17 protein-coding genes and 1 pseudogene are annotated in these 20,924 nt (G+C 73.3%); 5 read left to right on the forward strand and 13 right to left on the reverse strand.

What is annotated here, in order from left to right:
* From NOD94_RS31805 to rsmI, 4 genes and pseudogenes are all read right to left on the reverse strand, one after another.
* Positions 1-346 (reverse strand): annotated as a pseudogene (locus tag NOD94_RS31805) (hypothetical protein); the annotation flags it as partial.
* Between the two features lie 166 nt (positions 347-512).
* Positions 513-1,409: a TatD family hydrolase gene (locus tag NOD94_RS31810; RefSeq protein ID WP_281209638.1), complete on the reverse strand. Its 897-nt coding sequence runs from the start codon at positions 1,407-1,409 to the stop codon at positions 513-515.
* A gap of 10 nt (positions 1,410-1,419) precedes the next feature.
* Positions 1,420-1,845, reverse strand: a complete 426-nt coding sequence (locus tag NOD94_RS31815) for a hypothetical protein (RefSeq protein WP_281209652.1) — start codon at positions 1,843-1,845, stop codon at positions 1,420-1,422.
* A gap of 256 nt (positions 1,846-2,101) precedes the next feature.
* Complete coding sequence (rsmI, locus tag NOD94_RS31820) at positions 2,102-2,995, reverse strand: 16S rRNA (cytidine(1402)-2'-O)-methyltransferase (RefSeq protein ID WP_281209639.1); 894 nt, start codon at positions 2,993-2,995, stop codon at positions 2,102-2,104.
* A 269-nt stretch (positions 2,996-3,264) separates the two neighbouring features.
* Here rsmI and NOD94_RS31825 point away from each other — a divergent pair, with 269 nt between their 5' ends.
* The 3 genes from NOD94_RS31825 to NOD94_RS31835 all read left to right on the forward strand — a co-directional run bounded on the left by NOD94_RS31825 (position 3,265) and on the right by NOD94_RS31835 (position 7,499).
* Entirely contained in the window at positions 3,265-4,941 is a 1,677-nt protein-coding gene (locus NOD94_RS31825; protein WP_281209653.1) for a phospholipid carrier-dependent glycosyltransferase, read from the forward strand.
* A 171-nt stretch (positions 4,942-5,112) separates the two neighbouring features.
* Complete coding sequence (locus NOD94_RS31830) at positions 5,113-6,753, forward strand: penicillin-binding transpeptidase domain-containing protein (RefSeq protein WP_281209640.1); 1,641 nt, start codon at positions 5,113-5,115, stop codon at positions 6,751-6,753.
* Between the two features lie 272 nt (positions 6,754-7,025).
* A complete protein-coding gene (locus NOD94_RS31835) occupies positions 7,026-7,499 on the forward strand; it encodes a YbaK/EbsC family protein (RefSeq protein WP_281209641.1) in 474 nt (157 codons plus the stop codon).
* Positions 7,500-7,627: 128 nt separating this feature from the next.
* Here the strand turns inward: NOD94_RS31835 and NOD94_RS31840 are convergent, their stop codons facing one another.
* From NOD94_RS31840 to NOD94_RS31855, 4 genes are all read right to left on the reverse strand, one after another.
* The gene (locus NOD94_RS31840) at positions 7,628-8,806 is read right to left on the reverse strand and encodes a serine hydrolase domain-containing protein (protein ID WP_281209642.1); all 1,179 of its coding nucleotides are present in this window, start codon (positions 8,804-8,806) and stop codon (positions 7,628-7,630) included.
* Positions 8,807-8,926: 120 nt separating this feature from the next.
* The gene (locus NOD94_RS31845; RefSeq protein WP_281209654.1) at positions 8,927-9,685 is read right to left on the reverse strand and encodes an ABC transporter ATP-binding protein; all 759 of its coding nucleotides are present in this window, start codon (positions 9,683-9,685) and stop codon (positions 8,927-8,929) included.
* Positions 9,686-9,841: 156 nt separating this feature from the next.
* Positions 9,842-10,603: a cobalt ECF transporter T component CbiQ gene (cbiQ, locus tag NOD94_RS31850; protein WP_281209643.1), complete on the reverse strand. Its 762-nt coding sequence runs from the start codon at positions 10,601-10,603 to the stop codon at positions 9,842-9,844.
* A 1-nt stretch (position 10,604) separates the two neighbouring features.
* Complete coding sequence (locus tag NOD94_RS31855) at positions 10,605-11,663, reverse strand: energy-coupling factor ABC transporter permease (RefSeq protein WP_281209644.1); 1,059 nt, start codon at positions 11,661-11,663, stop codon at positions 10,605-10,607.
* A gap of 178 nt (positions 11,664-11,841) precedes the next feature.
* Here NOD94_RS31855 and NOD94_RS31860 point away from each other — a divergent pair, with 178 nt between their 5' ends.
* Positions 11,842-12,240: an SsgA family sporulation/cell division regulator gene (locus NOD94_RS31860; protein WP_281209645.1), complete on the forward strand. Its 399-nt coding sequence runs from the start codon at positions 11,842-11,844 to the stop codon at positions 12,238-12,240.
* A 105-nt stretch (positions 12,241-12,345) separates the two neighbouring features.
* Here NOD94_RS31860 and NOD94_RS31865 read toward each other — a convergent pair whose 3' ends face one another.
* Both NOD94_RS31865 and NOD94_RS31870 read right to left on the reverse strand, forming a co-directional pair.
* Positions 12,346-14,547: an MMPL family transporter gene (locus tag NOD94_RS31865; RefSeq protein WP_281209646.1), complete on the reverse strand. Its 2,202-nt coding sequence runs from the start codon at positions 14,545-14,547 to the stop codon at positions 12,346-12,348.
* A gap of 127 nt (positions 14,548-14,674) precedes the next feature.
* A complete protein-coding gene (locus tag NOD94_RS31870) occupies positions 14,675-15,274 on the reverse strand; it encodes a TetR/AcrR family transcriptional regulator (RefSeq protein WP_281209647.1) in 600 nt (199 codons plus the stop codon).
* Between the two features lie 190 nt (positions 15,275-15,464).
* Here NOD94_RS31870 and NOD94_RS31875 point away from each other — a divergent pair, with 190 nt between their 5' ends.
* Entirely contained in the window at positions 15,465-18,746 is a 3,282-nt protein-coding gene (locus tag NOD94_RS31875; RefSeq protein ID WP_281209648.1) for a S41 family peptidase, read from the forward strand.
* A gap of 59 nt (positions 18,747-18,805) precedes the next feature.
* Here the strand turns inward: NOD94_RS31875 and NOD94_RS31880 are convergent, their stop codons facing one another.
* The 3 genes from NOD94_RS31880 to NOD94_RS31890 form a co-directional block, all read right to left on the reverse strand.
* Positions 18,806-18,982, reverse strand: coding sequence for a hypothetical protein (locus NOD94_RS31880; protein WP_281209649.1), 177 nt, complete (start codon positions 18,980-18,982; stop codon positions 18,806-18,808).
* A gap of 74 nt (positions 18,983-19,056) precedes the next feature.
* Positions 19,057-19,938 carry an SDR family oxidoreductase gene (locus NOD94_RS31885; RefSeq protein WP_281209650.1) on the reverse strand — a complete coding sequence of 294 codons (882 nt, stop codon included), beginning with the start codon at positions 19,936-19,938 and terminating at the stop codon, positions 19,057-19,059.
* Entirely contained in the window at positions 19,935-20,846 is a 912-nt protein-coding gene (locus NOD94_RS31890) for an alpha/beta hydrolase (protein WP_281209651.1), read from the reverse strand. Before NOD94_RS31890 ends, NOD94_RS31885 begins: the two co-directional genes overlap by 4 nt.
* Between the last annotated feature and the right edge of the window lie 78 nt (positions 20,847-20,924).

Consider the following 20,924-nt stretch of genomic DNA (forward strand, 5'->3'; position numbering starts at 1 on the left):
TGTGCTCTTCCGATCTCCGCCGCCGGGACGCCCGCCGGCCTTCGCCCCGGGGGGCCGGGACCCCGCCGTCGGGGCCGGGGTCGGTGACGAGGCCGAGCGCGGAGGCGAGGTCGAGCTCCGAGTCGAGTTCCGCGTCGAGCCCGGAGTCGAGCCCGGAGTCGACGGCGGGGTCGAACCCGGGGTCGAACCCCGGGTCGGTGGCCGGGGCGAAGTCGAGTTCGAGTCCGGGGTCGAGGGCGAAGTCGAGCTCGGGGTCGAGGGCCAGGTCGGCGGCCGGGGCCGTACCGGCTTCCGGTTCGGTCTCCGGCCAGGAGACACGGCGGTGACTGCCCTGTGTTTCGCTCACGTCGCTCGCTCCACTGGTCCGGCCCCTGCTGGTCGAGGCAGGGCACCCTAGCCGGAGCGGACGTCACGCATCAAAGCCGTTCGACTACTCAGCGTGTCGAACGAACGGGCGTGCGAGGGCGGTACGAAGCCGGCCGGAAGCGCGTCGGCGCGGGCGTGGGGGCGCCTCAGTACCCGAAGGCGCGGGCCGTGTTCGCGGCCAGGGCCGTCGCCATCGCGTCCTCGTCCAGGCCGCGGACCGCGGCCATGGCCCGTACCGTCAGCGGAATGAGGTACGGCGCGTTGGGCCGGCCGCGGTACGGCGCCGGGGTGAGGTACGGGGCGTCCGTCTCCACCAGCACGAGCTCCAGCGGGGCCACCGCGAGCGCCTCGCGCAGCGGTGCGGCGTTCTTGAAGGTGACGGTTCCGGCGAAGGACATGTAGTAGCCCGCGGCCGCGCATTCGCGGGCCATGTCGGCGTCCCCCGAGTAGCAGTGGAAGACAGTCCGCTCGGGCGCGCCCTCCTCCCCCAGTACGCGCAGCACGTCGGCGTGGGCGTCGCGGTCGTGGATGACCAGGGCCTTGCCGCGTCGCTTCGCGATCTCGATGTGGGCGCGGAAGGAACGCTCCTGCGCGGCCATGCCCTCGGGGCCGGTGCGGAAGAAGTCGAGGCCGGTCTCGCCGACCGCCTTCACGTGGTCCAGCGCGGCCAGCGCCTCGATCTCGGCGAGGGCGTCGTCCAGGGCCGCGTCGCCGCCGCCGGGTCGGGCGCCCTGCCGGGACCAGCCGTCCGGATCGCCGTGGACGATCCGGGGGGCTTCGTTCGGGTGCAGGGCCACCGCCGCGTGGACGTTCGCGTGGGCGGCCGCGGTCTCGGCGGCCCAGCGGGAGCCCTTCACGTCGCAACCCACCTGGACGACCGTGGTCACGCCCACCGAGGCGGCCTTCGCGAGGCCCTCCTCGACGGTGCCGGACTGCATGTCGAGGTGGGTGTGCGAATCCGCCACCGCCACCCGGAGCGGTTCGGGCAGCGGAGGCGGGGTGTCCTTGGCAGCGGCGGAGGAGGAGGAAGGGCTCGGGCTCATGCGTCCGATCCTATGACCGGCGGAACAACCCCATCAGCCGGGCGAACGCTCCGCGCCGCTCCTCGGCGGGATCGACGGCGACGGGCCCGGGTGCGTCGTGCGTCGACCGCGCGCCCTTCGAGCCGGCTTGCCCCTTCGGTTGCCTCGCCTTGCGCGGCCGGGGCGTGCGCGGCACGGACGCACCCGCCGGCACCGGTCCGGCGATGCCGGGGGCGACGGGGTGGTGGTAGAGCTTGTCGAGCATCCCGGTCACCGAGGAGACCTGGCCCTCGCGCATGATCCGCACGACGTGACCGCCGCAGTTCAAACAGGTCGGGTTGGACAGCGGCGAGGGCACCCGCTCGCTGTTCGCCCGGTAGACGATGAACGCCTCGCCCCTGCCGTCGACGTGGTGTTCTATCTCGTAGCCCTGCTCCCAGCCGTACCCGCACTTCATGCAGGCGAAGGAGTACGCCTCGCGCACGGTCGGCACGGTCGGTGCGGCCGGGACGTGCACGGGGGCGGGTGCCGGGGTGTCTGCGATCTCACTCATGCCAGCTCCTCTTGTTCCACTGGTGCCACTGCCAGTGGACGCCTCTTCGGGCGGGAGCGCATCAGGCCCTGTCGAGTGTTGGACGGTCCTTGGGCGAGTCATGCCCAAAGCGCCCGGTGCGCGGTCTGAGCTTTGCCTTTCAGGTTAGCTCTTTACCGACTCACGGCATCTTTTGTGCCGCGTTCTTTGCCGCCACCACCGCGTCGAACACCTCGCGCTTGGGTACCCCGACCTCAGCCGCGACCGCCGCGATGGCCTCCTTGCGGCGCTCCCCGGCCTCCTCGCGCACCCGCACGCGACGTACGAGCTCCTCGGCGTCCACGTCACCGGGAGTCGCCGCCGGGGCGCCCTCGACCACGATCGTGATCTCCCCGCGCACGCCTTCGGCCGCCCAGAGCGCCAGCGCGCCGAGTCCGCCGCGCTTGACCTCCTCGTAGGTCTTCGTCAGCTCGCGGCAGACGGCCGCCCGCCGGTCCGCGCCGAACACCTCGGCCATGGCCGCCAGGGTGTCGTCCAGCCGGTGCGGCGCCTCGAAGTAGACGAGCGTGCGCCGCTCGCCCTCCACCTCGCGGAGCTTGCCCAGCCGTTCGCCGGCCTTGCGCGGCAGGAAGCCCTCGAAGCAGAACCGGTCCACCGGCAGCCCCGACAGGGCCAGCGCGGTGAGCACGGCGGACGGCCCGGGCACGGCCGTCACCTTGATGTCCTTCTCCACGGCCGCGGCCACCAGCCGGTAGCCGGGGTCGGACACCGACGGCATCCCGGCGTCCGTGACCAGCAGCACCCGCTTGCCGGCCTCCAGGGCCTCGACCAGTTCCGGGGTGCGGGCGGACTCGTTGCCCTCGAAGTACGACAGCACCCGCCCGGTGGTGTGCACGCCGAGCCCGTGCGTCAGGCGGCGCAGCCGCCGGGTGTCCTCGGCGGCGATCACATCGGCCCGCTCCAGTTCGGCGCCCAGCCGTGGCGGGGCATCGGCGAGGTCTCCGATGGGCGTACCGGCGAGGACGAGGACGCCTGCGGAGGAGGGGGCATCGGCAGAACGGGGCTGATCAGTCACCGCACCATCCTCTCATTGGGTCCTTCCGCCCCCGGGGCACGGACGGCGACCGGAACCGTGCGCGGGGCCACGAACGGTGCGGGCGGGACGGGAGTTCCGGGTGGGTTCGGCGGGGCCGCGCATGTGGGGGCTGGGGCGCGCACAGGGGCGTTCCCTACGATGACCCGGTGACCAGTACCGCGACGCCGCCGCCCAGCCCCGCGGGGGCCCCGCCCGAGCCGACGGGCGACCGCGACCTCGAACAGGGGCCGCCCGTCTGGCTGCGCCGCCTGCGCGGCTTCGGATACGCGCCGCGCAGCGCCCCGGGCGGGGCGCGCGCGGACGTCCGTACGCGGCTCGTGCCGCCCTACGCCCGGCCGTCCGCGCAGCTGTGGACGGCGCTCGGCGTCCGGCCGTCGGCGACGGAGACCTGGCAGCGGGTCATGGCCTGGGTGGGCCCGCTGCTGGTGACGCTGGTGGCGGGGGTGCTGCGGTTCGCGCACCTCGGCAGCCCGAAGGCGGTGATATTCGACGAGACGTACTACGCCAAGGACGCCTGGGCCACGATCCGGCAGGGCTACGAGGCCAGTTGGCCGAAGGACATCGACAAGTCGATCCTGGCCAACCCGAACGGCGTCCCGCTGCCCACGGATCCGGGCTACGTCGTGCACCCGCCGGTCGGCAAATGGGTGATCGGCCTCGGCGAGTGGATGTTCGGCTTCGACCCGTTCGGCTGGCGGTTCCTGACGGCGGTCCTCGGCACGCTGTCGGTGCTGATGCTGTGCCGGATCGGCCGCCGCCTGTTCCGCTCGACGTTCCTCGGCTGCCTGGCGGGCGCCCTGCTCGCCGTGGACGGCCTGCACCTGGTGATGAGCCGTACCGCGCTCCTCGACCTGGTGCTGATGTTCTTCGTGCTGGCGGCCTTCGGGGCGCTGCTCATCGACCGGGACCGGGCGCGGGCCCGACTGGCGGCGGCCCTACCGGTGGACGAGGAGGGCCGCAGCCGGCCCGACCTCAAGACCGCCGAAACCCTACGGCTGGGCCTGCGCCCGTACCGGATCCTGGCGGGCGTCTGCCTCGGCCTGGCGTTCGGCACCAAGTGGAACGGCCTCGTGGTGCTGGCGTTCTTCGGGATCCTCACCGTCGTGTGGGACGCGGCCGCGCGCCGCACCGCCGGCGCGGGTTCCCCGTACGCGTCGATGCTGCGCCGCGACGCGCTGCCCGCCTTCGTGTCGACGGTCCCGGTGGCCATCGGCGTCTACCTGATGTCCTGGCTGGGCTGGATCCTGAGCCCGGACAACGGCAAGGGCGGCTACTTCCGGGACTGGGCCGCCAAGAACGACCAGGGCAGCTCGCTGTCCTTCCTCCCGGAATGGCTGCGCAGCCTGTGGCACTACGAGACGGAGGTCTACAAGTTCCACGTCGGCCTGACCTCCGGCCACACCTACGAGTCCAACCCGTGGAGCTGGCTGGTCCTGGGCCGTCCCGTCTCCTTCTTCTACGAGTCCCCCGACCCCGGCACCGACGGCTGCCCGGCGACCGAGGCGGGCAAGTGCGCCCGCGAGGTACTGGCGCTCGGCACGCCGCTGCTGTGGTGGGCGGGCTGCTTCGCGCTGCTGTACGTGCTGTGGCGGTGGTTCTTCCGCCGCGACTGGCGGGCCGGCGCCATCGCCTGCGCGCTGGCCGCCGGTCTGCTGCCCTGGTTCAACTACCAGGAGCGGACGATCTTCTACTTCTACGCGGTCGTCTTCGTCCCGTACCTGTGCCTGGCGGTGGCCATGATGGTCGGAGCCCTCCTGGGCCCGGCGGGCTCGTCGGAACGCCGGCGCACCCTGGGCGCGATCGGCGCGGGGGTCCTGGTCCTGCTGATCGTCTGGAACTTCATCTACTTCTGGCCCATCTACACGGGCCAGACCCTCCCGATGGACTCCTGGCGCAACAGGATGTGGCTGGACACCTGGATCTAGCGGCACGAACGAGGGGCCCGGCACCGCACGGTGCCGGGCCCCTCGCGTCGCCCCGCGCCGATGTTCCGGTCGGGTAACAACACGCACCCCACCCGCTCGCGCAGAGTAAGGTCCGCACCAGGAGTTCTTTGAACATGTTCAGAGAACTGTGGTCACGGGGGAGGACGAAGGATGAACGGGGCGGCAAAGGGCGCCATCATCGGCGGGGTGTTCCTCGCGATGCTCGGCGGGGCGGGATACGGCGCCTACACGCTGGTGGCCGACGAGGGCGGCGGCGCCAACGCCGCCGACGTGGGCGGCAAGGCGGCCCCCGCGTCCAAGGGGACCGGACCGGTCGCGGAGAAGGACGCCGCCGCCACCGCCAAGGCCTTCCTCGACGCGTGGGCCGCGGGCGACGACCGCGCGGCGGCCGAGCTGACCAACAACGCCCAGGCCGCGCGGACGGCGGTCGCCGACTACCGGACCAAGGCGTACGTCTCGAAGACGGTGATCACCCCCGGCACGCCGGACGGCACCACCGTGCCCTTCAAGGTCGAGGCCGAGGTGACGTACGAGGGCTCGACCAAGCCCCTCGTCTACGACTCCCGGCTGACCGTCGTACGCGGCGTGAGCACCGGGAAGCCGCTCGTCGACTGGCAGGAGTCGGTGGTCCACCCGCAGCTCCAGAAGGGCGAGGCGCTGCGCGCCGGCACCCCGGCGAGCCCGCCGGTCAAGGCGATCGACCGCAACGGCAAGGAGCTGACGCCCGAGCTGTACCCCTCGCTGCGCACGGTGCTGGACCAGCTCCGCAAGACGTACGGGGAGAAGACGGGCGGCACGCCCGGCGTCGAGCTGTGGATCGAGCCGGCCACCGCCGACGCGCCCAAGCGGAGCCTGCTGACGCTGGTGGAGGGCAAGCCCGGCGAGATCCGGACCGTGCTGGACTCCGACGTGCAGGCAGCCGCGGAGAAGGCGGTGACCTCGTACGCCGAGGCCTCGGTCGTCGCGGTCCAGCCGAGCACCGGCGACATCCTGGCCGTCGCCAACCACCGCAAGGACGGTTTCGACGCGGCGCTCCAGGGCCGCCGCGCCCCCGGCTCGACGATGAAGATCGTGACGGCGGCGATGCTGCTGGAGAAGGGCCTGGTGGCGGCGGACAAGCCGGCGGAGTGCCCGCCGACCGTGTCGTGGGAGGGCAAGCCCTTCCGCAACCTCGACGGCTTCAGCCTCCAGGACAAGCCCTTCTCCACGAGCTTCGCCCGGTCCTGCAACACCGCCTTCATCGGCCTGATCGACCAGGTCGACGACAACGGCGCGCTCCCGCGCGAGGCGAAGGAAGTCTTCGGCATCGGCCTGGACTGGAAGGCGGGCGTCGTCACCCAGGACGGTTCCGTCCCGGTGACCTCGGGCCCCGCGGCCGCCGCGGAGTACATCGGCCAGGGCGCGATCCAGATGAACCCGTTGAACCTCGCCTCTATCACCGCCACGGCGCGGACCGGCGTGTTCCGCCAGCCGGTGGTCGTCAAGGCCTCCCTGGACGGGCGAACCCTGGCGACGGCCTCGCGGCCGCTCCAGCCCGGCGTATCGGGGCAGCTGGTCAGGATGATGAAGCAGACGGCCTCCCCCGGCGGCACCGCCGCCGGGGCGATGGCTGCGGTCCGCGGCTCCGACAAGGGCGCGAAGACCGGCTCGGCGGAGGTCGACGGCGCGAGCAGCCCGGACAGCTGGTTCACGGGCTTCAGCGGCGACGTGGCCGCCGCCGCGATGGTCGAGGGCGGGGGACACGGCGGCGACGCGGCGGGCCGGATCGTCGCCGGGGTGCTCAACTCCTGACGGCTCCCCCTCCCTCCCCCCTCGCGCTCATGACGCGGCTCCCGAGGCCCGCCCCCGCCGACCGACGGACGGCCCGCCGGGCGGACGGCCCGACCGACGGACGGCCCGTCGGACCCACGCCGTGCGCGTCCACGCCGGGCGCGTCCGGGATCCCTCGGGCCCCGGGAGCGCACGCCGACCCCCGGCGTGGCGGAGTACGGGCCTCCGCGCCCGTCCGGTCCGCTGGACGGAATGCGTTCGCCCGAGCCCCCCGACGCGGCTACCGTCCCCGCATGACGACGACGCATCCCCTCTTCGCCGAGGCACTGGTCCGGCTGGGCCTCGACCTTCCCGTCCGGACCTTCCCCGAGGGGACCCGGACCGCGGCCGACGCCGCCGCCGCGATCGGCTGCGAGCTCGGCCAGATCGTGAAGTCGCTGGTCTTCGCCGCCGACGGGGTCCCCGTACTGGTGCTGATGGACGGGTCCTCGCGGGTCGACGTGGAGGCGGTGCGGCGGGAACTGGCCGCGGGGAAGGTCACGCGGGCGGACGCGGCCCTGGTCCGGGAGACCACCGGCTACGCCATCGGCGGGGTCCCGCCCTTCGGTCACCGCACCCGGACGCGGGTGCTGGCCGATCCCGGCCTGCTGGACCACGAGGTGGTGTGGGCGGCGGCCGGCACCCCGCACTCGGTGTTCCCGATGGCCCCGAAGGAGCTCATCGGGCACGCGGGGGCCGTCGTGGCCGACGTACGGGAGCGCGACTGACGGCCCGCTCCGGCCGGCGCCCGGCCCGGCCGGGCGGCCCGCGCCCGACCCACCGCCCGCGCCCGCCGACGTACGGGGGCGGGGACGGGACGGGAGGCGACGCGAGCCGACGCGAGGGGCCCGACCTCCTACAGGCTCGCCCCGACCGCCCGTACGAGGGCCTGCGCGCGCGGGTCGGCGGTGACGGACTTGGCGAGGCCGTTGGTCACGTAGCCGAAGCCGATGCCCGCCTCCGGGTCCGCGAAGGCCAGCGATCCGCCGCGCCCCGGGTGGCCGAAGGACGCCGGGGACAGCAGCGGTGAGGCCGGGCCGTGCAGCATGTGGCCGGGGCCGAAGCGGGTGTTGACGACCAGGACCCGGTCCGGCCCCGAGGAGAGTTCCGTGCCGGCGAGCGCGGTGGTCTCGGGGGTGAGGAGGCGGGCGCCGTCCTGGGTGTCGCCGATCAGCGCCGCGTAGAACCCGGCGAGGGCGCGGGCGGTGCCGATGCCGGCGGAGGCCGGGAGTTCCGCGGCCCGGTAGCCGGGGGCGTTCTCGTCGGGCAGGGGGTCGATCGCGGCGAAGGCGCGGCGGGTGAGGGAGTGCGGGTCCGCGTAGGCCTCGGAAACGTTTCTGCGCGGGCGCACCTTCAACGCTCCCGCACGCTCCGGCGGGTCCACGGGGGCGACGCGGCCCACCCGGTCCGCGGCGTCGTCCGGCAGGCCGATCCAGAAGTCCAGCCCCAGCGGCCCGGTGACCTGCTCCGCGAGCCAGTTGCCGAGTGAGGCGCCGGTGACCCGCAGCACCAGCTCCGACAGCAGCCAGCTGTAGGTCTGGGCGTGGTAGCCGTGCGCGGTGCCGGGCTCCCACAGGGCGGCCTGCGCGGCGACGGCGCGCGGCCCGGACACCCCGTCGATGGCCTCCGCCGGGGTCAGGCCGCGGTCCAGCGCCGGTACGCCCGCGCGGTGGGAGAGCAGGTCGCGGACCCGTACGTGCTCCTTGCCGCCCGCCTTGAACTCCGGCCAGTACGCCCCGACCGGCGCGTCCAGGTCCAGGAGGCCGCGCTGGTGGAGCAGCAGCGGCACGGCCGCCGCGACCCCCTTGGTGGCGGACCGGACCACCTGGGCGGTGCCGGCCTGCCACGCCCCGGAGCCCCCGGCACCGACCCCGGCCCCGTCCGCGTCCTTCGTACCGCCCCACAGGTCGACGACCCGACGGCCGTCCCGGTACACGGCGACGGCCGCGCCGCGGTCCCCGAGGACCTCGAAGTTGCGTACGAACGCTTCCCGGACGGCCTCGAAGCCCTCCGCCACCGTCCCCTGGACCTCCACGGCCGACTCCTCGTGTGCTGCTCGCCTGCTCCGACGACCCCCGTGCGGGGTCGCCCATCAGGATGCAACGCCGCCCGGCCGGTCCTGCTTCCCGTTGCGCCGGGGGCGCGGGGCCGGGGGTCAGCGGGTCCGGCGGCCGGGGGCGGTGGTGGCGCGCGGGTCGAAGCCGAAGGGGAGTTCCAGGCGGTGCGCGCCCATGAGTTCCTCGTCGCAGAGCAGGTCGCGGGTGGGGCCGTCGGCCGCGATGACGCCCTCGCTGAGGATCACCGCGCGGGGGCAGAGTTCCAGGGCGTAGGGCAGGTCGTGGGTCACCATCAGGACGGTGACGTCCAGCGAGCGCAGGATGTCGGCCAGCTCGCGGCGGGAGGCCGGGTCGAGGTTGGACGAGGGTTCGTCGAGGACGAGGATCTCCGGGCGCATGGCGAGGACGGTCGCCACGGCCACCCGGCGGCGCTGGCCGAAGGACAGGTGGTGCGGCGGCCGGTCGGCGAAGGCCGTCATGCCGACCTGGTCCAGGGCCTCGCGGACCCGGGTCTCCAGCTCGGCGCCGCGCATTCCGGCGGCGGCCGGGCCGAAGGCGACGTCCTCGCGGACGGTCGGCATGAACAGTTGGTCGTCGGGGTCCTGGAAGACGATCCCGACGCGCCGGCGGATCTCCGCGAGGTGCCGCTTCTCGACCGGGAGTCCGGCCACGGTCACCGTGCCGACGCCGCCGCCCAGGATGCCGTTGAGGTGCAGGACCAGGGTGGTCTTGCCCGCGCCGTTGGGCCCGAGCAGGGCCACCCGCTCGCCGTGCCCGACGGTGAGGTCGACCCCGAAGAGGGCCTGGTGGCCGTCGGGGTAGGCGTAGGCGACGCCGGAGACCTCCAGGGAGGGCACGGCCTCGGGGGAGGGCCGGGCGGGGGAAGCGGAGGAATCAGAGGGAGCGGAGGAGGCGGAGGAGGCGGAGGAAGCGGTCACGGCGTCCATCCCATCAGACGGTCGGGGTGCCCGGCGCACCGGACGGGGTCGCGGCGCCCGTCCCGCCGGGCGGGGTCACAGCGTCCATCCCATGAGGCAGACGGCGAGGGCCGCCGCCGGGAGTACGGCCGCGTACGCCCACTGGGCGCGGGTGGCCGACACGTCGTCGATCACCGGCATGGAGCCGGTGTAGCCGCGGCTGACCATCGCGAGGTAGACGCGTTCGCCGCGTTCGTAGGAGCGGATGAAGAGGGCGCCGGCGGTCTTGGCGAGGACGCCCCAGTGCCGGATGCCGCGGGCCTCGAAGCCGCGGGAGCGGCGGGCGATGGACATGCGCCGCAGCTCGCCGGTGATGACGTCGCCGTACCGGATCATGAAGGAGGCGATCTGGACGAGCAGTGGCGGCAGCTTCAGCCGCTGGAGGCCCAGCAGCAGCGACCGCAGTTCGGTGGTCGAGGCGAGGACCACGGAGGCGGCCACGCCGAGGGTGCCCTTGGCGAGGACGTTCCAGGCGCCCCAGAGTCCGGAGACGCTCAGCGACATGCCGAGCACCTCCACGCGCTCGCCCTCGGCCACGAAGGGCATGAGGACGGCGAAGGCCACGAAGGGGACCTCGATCAGGAGCCGTCGCAGCAGGTACCCGGCCGGGATCCGGGCCACCGCCGCGACGGCGGCGACCAGGACGGCGTACGCGCCGAAGGCCCACATCGCCTCGCGCGGCGTCGAGACGACGACCACCACGAAGGCGAAGACCGCGGCGATCTTGCAGTGTGGCGGCAGCGCGTGCACGGGCGAGTGCCCGTGCCGGTAGAGCTTGTGCGCGTGCCCGGCTCCCATGTCAGTGGGCCGAGGGGGCGGCCGTGGAGGTGGCGGTCAGGTCCTCGGCGCGGCGGCGGCGCACGCTCCAGAAGATGCCGGTGCCGACGAGGACGGTGACGCCGACGCCGATGACCCCGGCGAGGCCGCCGGAGAGGCGGGCGTTCTCGACGTCCTTGACGCCGTAGTCGGCGAGCGGGGAGTCCGCGGCGGCGTGGTCCTCGACCTTGGCGTCGATGCCCTTGTCGGCGGCGACCTTCTCCAGTCCGTCGGGGTTGGCCGAGGCGTAGAAGGAGACGACGCCGGCGAGGACGAGGGCGGTGGCGAGGCCGGTCAGCCACACCCCGCGGGTGGAGCGGGCGGCGACGGGGGCGGCCGGCGCGGGCGCCGGGGCGTCGACGAGCTCGCCGCCGACGCGCAGCTTCAGCGGGGTGCTCAGGCCGCTCGCGGCGTGGACGAGGTCGGGCCGGACGGCGAGGACGGCGCCGACGGTCGCGGCGGTGATGAGGGCCTCGCCGATGCCGATGAGGACGTGCACGCCGACCATCGCGGTGAGCACCTTGCCGATGGGTACGTCGGTGGTCCCGCCGATGGCGTAGAGGGCGGTGAAGACGGCCGCCGAGGCGGGTACGGAGAGCAGGGCTCCGGTGAAGGCGGCCACGGTGACGGACCGGCGGGTGGCCGGCAGCACCTTGAGGAGGCCCCGGAAGACGGCGTACGCGACGACGACGGTGACGCCGCCCATGACGGTGATGTTGACGCCGAGGGCCGTCAGGCCGCCGTCGGCGAAGAGGATGCCCTGCATCAGCAGGACGACGGACACGCAGAGCACGCCGGTGTACGGGCCGACGAGTATGGCGGCGAGCGCGCCGCCGAGGAGGTGGCCGCTGGTGCCGGCGGCGACCGGGAAGTTCAGCATCTGCACGGCGAAGATGAAGGCGGCGACGAGGCCCGCGAGGGGCGCGGTGCGTTCGTCGAGCTCGCGGCGGGCGCCGCGGAGGCTGACGGCGACGGCGGCCGCGGCCACCACTCCGGCGGCCACCGAGACGGGTGCGTTGATGAATCCGTCGGGCACATGCATGGAGTGGCTCCGCTTCCTGTTTACCTCACAAAATCTTTAACCGTTCAAGAATAGTGCCCAGTTGCAAACCGTTGGCAAGAGCGGACGCATCACAAATAGTGGCGCGCGTTTTCGTCGGAATGTGCGAGTCTGGACGGACAAACGGACACAAATGTTCCGATTTCGAGGAGCCCTGTCGATGTCAGCCCCCGCGGAGAATCCAGCAGCGACCGCAGACACGACCGCCGTCGAGGAGCGGGTGCGCGCCCGCGTGATCACCGACGACCCCCTCTACCGGACGATCCCGGTCGCCCTGCGCTTCGCCCCCGACGAACCGCTGGCCGTACGGATCGTCTTCCCCGCCGAGCTGTCCCCCGAAGGCACGGACAACGAGTGGGTCTTCCCCCGCGCCCTGCTGGAGGCGGGCCTCTCCTCGCCGACGGGCACCGGGGACGTACGCGTCTGGCCGTGCGGCCGGGTGCAGGCGGTCGTCGAGTTCCACTCCCCCGACGGGGTCGCGGTCGTCCAGTTCGACATCGCCGCGCTGCGCCGCTTCCTGCGGCGTACGTACGCCCCCGCCACTCCCGCCACCCGTTAGGCGCAGCGGCCGGGCACCGAAATGGGCCCGGCCGGACCTCGACAAAGGCCCCGGCCCCGCACCCCGGAAGGGGTGCGGGGCCGGGGCCGGCGCGTGTGCGCGGGGTCAGGCGTTGACCAGCTCGCGGTCCTTGTCCGGGCCCTCCGCGGGTCCGGAGTCCTCACCGAGGTGCTTGCGCAGGCTCTCGCCCTCGACGTCCACGTTCGGCAGGATCCGGTCGAGCCACTTGGGCAGCCACCAGGCCCTGTGCCCGAGGAGCGCGAGCACCGCCGGGACGATGGCCATGCGGACCACGAAGGCGTCGAAGAGGACGGCGATGGCCAGGCCGAAGCCGATCATCTTGACCATCTGGTCGCTGGCTCCGAGGAAGCCGGCGAACACCGCGATCATGATGACGGCGGCGGCCACGACCACGCGGGCGCTGTACCGGAAGCCGGTGACCACGGCCTGGCCCGGACGCTCGCCGTGGACGTACGCCTCCCGCATGCGGGTGACCAGGAAGACCTCGTAGTCCATGGCCAGGCCGAAGACGACGCCCACCATGAAGATCGGCATCATCGACATGATCGGACCGGTCTGCTCCACCCCGAAGACCGAGGCGAGCCAGCCCCACTGGAACACCGCGACGACCGCGCCGAGGGCCGCGACGACCGACAGCAGGAAGCCGAGGGCGGCCTTGAGCGGAACCAGGATCGAGCGGAAGACGAGCATCAGCAGCAGGAAGGCGAGACCGACCACGAGCGCCAGGTAGGGCAGCAGCGCGTCGTTCATCTTCTGCGAGAAGTCGATGTTCATCGCGGTCTGGCCGCTGACGAGGACGTCGTCCCCGTTGCCGGCGCGAATCTCGCGGACCAGTTCCTCGGTGGCGTGCGAGGAGGGCCGGTCCTTGGGGATGACGCTGACGATCGCCGCGTCCTTGGCCTCGTTCTGGATCGGCTGGGCCACCGCCGCGACCCCCGGCAGGACCTTGATCCGCTCGGCGGTGCTGTCCGCGAGTGCCTTGTCGCCGTCGACGACGACCATCAGGGGACCGTTGAAGCCGGGGCCGAAGCCCTCGGACATCAGGTCGTACGCCTTGCGCTGGGTGGTGGACACCGGCTGGGCGCCGTCGTCCGGCAGACCCATCTCCAGCTTGCTCGCCGGGATGGCGATGATGCCGAGGCCGATGACTCCGGCGAGCAGCACCATGACGGGGCGGCGGAGCACGAAGCGGGCCCAGCGGGTGCCGCCGTTGGGCTTGGGCTTGGCGTCGGCCGGCTTGCCCTTGCCGAACAGCTTGCTCTTCTCGCCCGCGGGCAGGACCTTCTTGCCCGCGAAGCCGAGGATCGCCGGGACCAGCGTCAGGGCGACGAGCACCGCGATGACCACCGTGCCCGCGGCCGCGACACCCATCTTGGTCAGCATCGGAATGTTGACGACGGCCAGGCCCACCAGGGCGATGACCACGGTCAGACCGGCGAAGACGACGGCGGAGCCGGCGGTGCCGGCCGCCCGGCCCGCGGCCTCGTCCCGCTCGCGGCCCTCGGCGAGCTCCGCGCGGTAGCGGGAGACGATGAAGAGGGCGTAGTCGATGCCGACCGCGAGGCCGATCATCATCGCGAGGGTGGAGGTGGTGGAGCCGAGGTCCAGGACGTTGGCGAGCGCGGTGATGGAGGAGACGCCGATGCCCACGCCGATCAGCGCGGTCAGCAGCGGCAGGCCGGCCGCGATGAGCGAGCCGAAGGTGATGACGAGGACGATCGCGGCGACCATGATGCCGATGATCTCGCCGGAGCCCGTCTCGGGCGCCACCATCAGGGCGTCGCCGCCGATCTCGACGCCGAGTCCCTGCGCCTGGGCGTCCTTGCCGGACTCCGTGAGCGCGTCGCGGGTGGCGTCCTTCAGCTCCATGCCGCTGACCTTGTACTTGACGCTGATGTAGGTGGTGGAGCCGTCCTGGCTCACCGCCTGCATCCGGTACGGGTCGTCGACCGTGGCGACCTCGGCGGCGCCGGGGCCGCTCTTGAGGCCGGAGATGACCTTCTCGACCTCGGCCTTGACGCCCGGGTCGGTGACCTTGGCGCCCGCCGGGGCCTTGATGACGATGCGGGCGGTGGCGCCGTCGGCGGCCATGCCCGGGAACTTCTTGTCCAGCAGGTCGAAGGCCTTCTGGGCCTCGGTGCCGGGTATCGAGAACGAGCCGGAGGTGGGCGCGGAGGCCGTCGCGGCGCCGAAGCCGGCGACGAACAGCAGCGCCACCCAGACGAGGGCGACGAAACGGCGGCGCCGGAAGGCGCCTCGGCCGAGCCGGTAGAGGAAGGTGGCCACGTGGGTGGTTCTCCCGTTCAGGTCGTGGGATGGATCCGGGACGGATCAGGGCGTGGAAAGCCGGCCCGACGACGAGAGCGGCGTGTCAGGAGCAGCGGGACGGTGCGGAACGCTTCTGGGGAGGGAGTCAGACGCCGAGGGCGGGGAAGACCACGGCATCGATGAATTCGCCGAGGAAGGCCTGGTCGACGGACCGGTCCTCGATCAGCGGGAGCGCGATGAACGCTCCGATGAGCATGTGCGGGACGAAATCCAGGGCCGGACAGTCCGGACGGATCTCGCCCCGGTCGACGGAGCGCTGCAGCAGCCGCTGCAGGCCGTTGATCTCCGGGTCGACCAGGAGGTCCCGCAGCGCCTTGTGGAGCTCCGGGCTCTCGTGGACCGCATGGGCCAGACCCCGCATCAGCGCGGTGTCCTTGGCCATCTGCGCGTCATCGGAGTGCGCCACCATCAGCGCGAAGTCCCCCCGCAGGGTCCCCGTGTCGATCTCCCCCAGGGAGACCGGCTGGGTACATCGCAGGGCCTTGGCGACCAGCTCCGGCTTGCTCCCCCACTGGCGGTAGAGGGTGGCCTTGCTGGACTTCGTACGGGCTGCGACCGCGTCCATGGTCAGCGCGTCGTAGCCGACCTCGCGGAGGAGGTCGAGGACCGCCTCGTGGAGTTCGGCCTGCCGCTCGGGGGTGATCCGGCTGCGCCGCGCCGACGTCTCCGACGCCTCTTCGGTCATCTCCGTGCCCCCTACCCGAGCGAAACTGGTCCGTACCGTTAAGACGATACCCCGCCCCCGAAGAGAACGAAACCGTTCCGTTTCGTTAGGGGAGTGGCGTCGGTCACCCGGTCGCCGTACGCCCCGAATCCCCCGAAGGGGATCACCTGTACGAGTTGCCGGGGCCCCCCGGCGCGGAAAGCATTGGGGGGTGAGTCACGACGTCGCGTACCTCCGGTTCCCGCACCTGCACGACGACCTGCTGTGCTTCGCCTCCGAGGACGACCTCTGGGTCGCCCCCCTCGTTCCCGATGGAGCCAGGCCCGGCCGGGCCTGGCGGATCACCGTCGACCGGACCCGGGTCAGCCACCCGCGCTTCTCCCCCGACGGCCGACAGATCGCCTTCACCACCTGGCGCAGCCTCGACCCCGAGATCCACCTCGTCCCCGTGGACGGCGGCCCGGCCCGCCAACTGAGCTACTGGGGCGCCACCGACACCCGCGTCTGCGGCTGGACCCCGCCCGACGAGGACGGCCGCAGCGACATCCTGGCCGTGTCCTCGCACGGCCAACCCTTCTCCTACTTCGCCTGGGCCTACAGCCTGCCCACCGACGGCAGCCCCGGCGGCCGCCTCCCCTGGGGGCCCGTCTCCGACCTCCAGGTCCAGGAGGGGCCGGACGGCGAGCGGCGCAGCCTGCTGCTGACGGGCAAGCCACCGCACGAGCCCGCCGCCTGGAAGCGCTACCGGGGCGGCGCCACCGGCCGGCTGTGGCTGCACGGGAAACGGCTGCTGGAGGGCATCGAAGGGCACCTCGACTCCCCCGTGTTCGTCGGCGGCCGGATCGCCTTCCTCTCCGACCACGAGGGCATCGGCAACCTCTACTCCTGCCTGCCCGACGGCACCGACCTGCGCCGGCACACCGACCACGACGAGTTCTACGCCCGACACGCCTCCAGCGACGGCTCCCGGGTCGTCTACCAGTGCGGCGGCGACATCTGGCTCGTCGACTCCCTCGACCCCGACGCCTCCCCGCGCAAGCTCGACGTCCGCCTCGGCGGACCGCGCTCGGGGCGCCGCACGTACCAGGTGCCGGCCGCCAGCCACGTCGACTCGCTCTCGGTCGACTCCACCGGCCGGGCCAGCGCCGTCGTCGTGCGCGGCAGCCTCTACTGGCTGACCCACCGCGACGGGCCCGCCCGCACCATCGCCGACACCCCGGGCGTCCGGGTCCGGCTGCCCGAGATGCTCGGCAGCGGCGGACAGGTCGCCTACGTCACCGACGCCGAGGGCGAGGACGCGATCGAGATCGCCTACCTCCCCCGCGCCTCCGGGGAACGCGAGCCCCGGCGGCTGGCCTCGGGCGCGCTGGGCCGCGTACTGGAGCTGCTGTCCGACCCCGACGGGGAACGCCTCGCGATCGCCTCCAACGACGGACGGCTGCTGCTCCTCGACGCGACGGAGGAGTCCAACGGCGAGGTCACCGAGCTGGTCCGGTCGATCAACGGGCCCGTCACCGACCTGGCCTTCTCCCCCGACGGCTGCTGGCTCACCTGGTCGCACCCCGGCATCGGACGTTCGCTGCGGCAGATCAGGATGGCGAAGATCGCCGGACCCGGCCCGCACACCGTCGTCGACGTCACCAACGGCCGTTTCGAGGACGAGAACCCGGTCTTCACCCGCGACGGCCGCTACCTCGCCTTCCTGTCCTGGCGCGGCTTCGACCCCGTCTACGACGTGCACACCGGCGACCTCTCCTTCCCGCTGGGCTGCCGCCCGTACCTGGTGCCGCTCTCCTCCGCGACGAACTCCCCCTTCGCGTTCTCCCCCGACGGACGCCCGGCGGCGGGCGGACTCGACCCGGCCGAGGGGGACTCCGAATCCGGCGACGGCGCCGTGACGGTGGAGGTCGAGGGGCTGGAGAGCCGGGTCACCCCCTTCCCGGTGTCCGCGTCGAAGTACTCGGCCCTGTACCCGGTGAGCGGCGGCGGGCTGGTGTGGCTGCGCTGGCCCATCTCCGGCGCGCTCGGCGAGACCTTCGCGAACCCGGCCGACACCAGCGGCAAGCCGACGCTGGAGCACTTCGACATGACCAAGGCCCGCAAAGCCGAACTGGCCTCCGGGCTGGACTGGTTCGCCGTCAGCGGCGACGGCACCCGCCTCGTCGTCAACGACGACGGCGACCTGCGCGCGGTGCCCTCGACCGAACCCGGCGACGGGGACTCGACGGTCTACCTCGACCTGCGGCGCATCCTGCACGAGGTGGACCCGGCGGCCGAGTGGCGGCAGGCCTTCGAGGAGGCGGGGCGGCTGATCCGCGCCTACTTCTGGGAACCCGGCATGTGCGGGATCGACTGGGACGCGGTGCTGCGCCAGTACCGCCCGCTGGTCGAACGGGTCGCCTCCCCCGACGAGTTCGCCGACCTGATGCGCGAGGTCCTCGGCGAACTCGGCACCTCGCACGCCTACGTCTCCCCGGCCCGCCGCAACGAGGGCCCGCCGCACTACCAGCGGGCCATCGGGCTGCTCGGCGCCAACTTCGTCCCCCGGGACGGCGCCTGGATGCTCGCCCGGATCCTGCCCGGCGAGTCCTCCGACTCCAAGGCCCGCTCCCCGCTCGCGGGCACCGGCATCCGCGAGGGCGCCGTCCTCACCCACGTCGACGGACGCCCCGTCGACCCGGTGACCGGCCCCTACCCGTTGCTCGCGGCGGCCGGGGGCACCACCGTCGAGCTCACCTTCGAGCCCGCCGAGGGGTCCGGCCGGGCCCGGCGGGTGGCGGTCGTACCGCTCGTCGACGACCGGCCGCTGCGCTACCAGGACTGGGTGTCCAAGCGGCGGGCCGTGGTCCGCGAGGTCAGCGGCGGGCGCTGCGGCTACCTGCACATCCCCGACATGGGCGGCTCGGGCTGGGCGCAGTTCAACCGCGACCTGCGGATGGAGATGTCCCGGCCCGCCCTGATCGTCGACGTGCGCGGCAACGCGGGCGGGCACATCAGCGAGCTGGTCGTGGAGAAGCTGACCCGCTCGATCCTCGGCTGGGACCTGACCCGCGACGCCCAGCCGGTCTCGTACGCCTCCAACGCGCCCCGCGGCCCGATCGTGGCCCTGGCCGACGAGGCGACCTCCTCCGACGGGGACATGATCACCGCCGCGTTCAAACTGCTCGGCCTGGGGCCGGTGGTGGGCCAGCGCACCTGGGGCGGGGTCGTCGGCATGACCGGACGGCACACCCTGGGCGACGGGACGGTGATCACGGTGCCGATGAACGCCGCCTGGTTCCCCGAGTACGGCTGGTCGGTGGAGAACCACGGCGTCGAGCCCGACCTCGCGATCCTGCGCACCCCGCTGGACTGGGCGGAGGGCCGGCACGCCCAGCTCGACGACGCAGTGCACCTGGCGCTGGAGCTGCTGGAGCAGGACCCGGCGGCCGTGCCGCCCGGCTACACGGACGTACCGGACCGGCGCCGTCCGAAGCTGCCGCCGCGGGGGTAGGCACGCGGGAGGGGCGCGACCCGCTCGATGCGGGCCGCGCCCCTCGGCGTCGGGACGCGCTACTTGTCGAGCGCGTCGTCCAGGGCGTCACGGACCTGGGCGGTCCGTGACCCCACCTCCTGCACCGGGGTCGGGGCGCGGCCGGCCTCCGCCTCGGTGCCCTGCGCCGCGGCCCTCGCCTCGGCCTGCTCCGCGAGCCGTCTCGCCTTGTCCTGGAACTGGTCCCTCAAACCCATGCTGTTCCCTCCTGGAAAGGGTGGGGCGTGATGCCGACCAGCCTGGCACGGGGGGACGTTCCTCGCATTCCGGTCTATGCGTGGTGGGTGCGCTCCTTCTCGTCGGCAGCCCCGCCGGCTCCGACGAGCCCGGTGGAGACACCGGACAGGCGCGGCTCGAACCGCCTCATCTCCCGTTGCCCGACGGCCGCGATGATCCCCGGCAGGTAGCCGCGCGTGCCCTGCATGCCGCGCAGCCACCACTGCGCGTAGACGTGCGGCGAGCGCCGTTCGACGCCGGCCACGATCCGGTCGACGGCCGGCCCCAGCGGGTAGGTCCGGTTCGCGGGCCACGGCAGGCTCCGGCGCAGGTCGCGCATCACCTCGTCCTGGTCGGCTCCCCGCACCATGTCGGTGTCGGTCCAGGACAGGTAGCCGACGCCGACCTTGACGCCCTTGTGCCCGACCTCGGCGCGCAGGCAGTGGGCGAAGGCCTCGACCCCGGACTTGGAGGCGCAGTACGCCGTCATCATCGGGGCCGGGGTGATCGCGGCGAGCGAGGCGATCTGGAGGAAGTAGCCGCGGCTCTCGGTGAGGACGGGCAGGAAGGCGCGGGCGGTGACCGCACCGCCGATGAGGTTGACCTCGATCACGCGGCGCCAGGCCACGGGGTCGGAGTCGACGAACGGCCCGCCGGCGGCGACGCCCGCGTTGGCGACGACGATGTCCACCTTGCCGAAGCGTTCCTTGACCTCCCGCGCGACCCGCGCCATCGCCTCGTGGTCGGTGACGTCGGCGTGCCAGTGGGCGCTGTCGGTGTGGAGGCGTTCGGAGACCTCCTGGAGGGCCTCCGGTTCCAGCCCCACCAGGGCGACCCTCGCGCCGCGCGCGGACAGCTTGCGGGCGAGCAGTTCGCCCACCCCGCGGGCGGCTCCGGTGACGACGGCGACCTGTCCTTCCAGACTGCTGCGGCTCACGGCGTCTTCTCCTTCTCGGCCTCTGCGGCCGGGGCGGCTCCCCCGGCCGGGTCGGCCTGTCGTGCGGGCAGGTGGCGGGCGGTGAGTTCGCGCAGGGCGGCCGAGACGGCCTCCGGCGCCTCGACGGGCGTCATGTGGCCCGCTCCGGTGAGTTCGGTCAGGCCGACGCAGTTCGGCAGGGCCGCGGCCAGCGCCCTGGCGTGCGCGATCGGGGTGAGCCGGTCGGCCGTGCCGCCGATCACGGCGGTGGGCACGGTCAGCCGGGCCAGCTCGGCGTCCAGGTCGAGGGCGGCCAGCACCTGCGACCAGGCGTGCCGGACCCCGGCCGGGCAGCCGTGCACGATGCGGGCGCAGACCTCCACCCGGTCCGGGGCCGATCCGGGGCCCATCGTCGCGTACTTGAGCAGGGCGCGGGCGACGGGCGTGACGGGCCCGAGGGGGGTCCGCGCGCCGAGCACCACCCGGGTCGCGCGGGTCCTCAGCGGCCCGGGACGCAGCGGCAGTACCGTCGACCCCGCCACGAGCCCGGAGCTGCCCGTGCTGCACAGCAGGGCGGCCGCGGCGTGCTCCGCGAACTCGGGCCGGCCGGCGGCGGCCATGACGGTCATGCCGCCCATGGAGTGCCCGGCGACGACGGCCCGCTCGCCGGGGGCGAGGGTGGCCTTCAGCACCGCGGCGAGGTCGTCGGCGAGGCGGTCGGTGCCGTAGGCGCGGGCCGCGGGGCTGCGGCCGTGGCCGCGCTGGTCGTAGACGATGACGCGGTGGTCCTTCGCCAGGTCCCGCACCTGCGCCGCCCAGAAGGCGGTGGAGCAGGTCCAGCCGTGGGCCAGGACCACGGCAGGGGCGTCCTCGCCGCCGTGCACCTCGGCGTGCAGGCGGGCCCCGTCGGCGGAGGTGACGGCCGGCACCCGGGCCTGGGGAACAGCTCGATGATCCTGATGATCGAGTCGCAGCTGAACTACATGGCCGACTACATGCGCCAGCTC

The sequence above is a fragment of the Streptomyces sp. Isolate_45 genome (genome assembly GCF_024721315.2).
Taxonomy (GTDB): Bacteria; Actinomycetota; Actinomycetes; order Streptomycetales; family Streptomycetaceae; genus Streptomyces.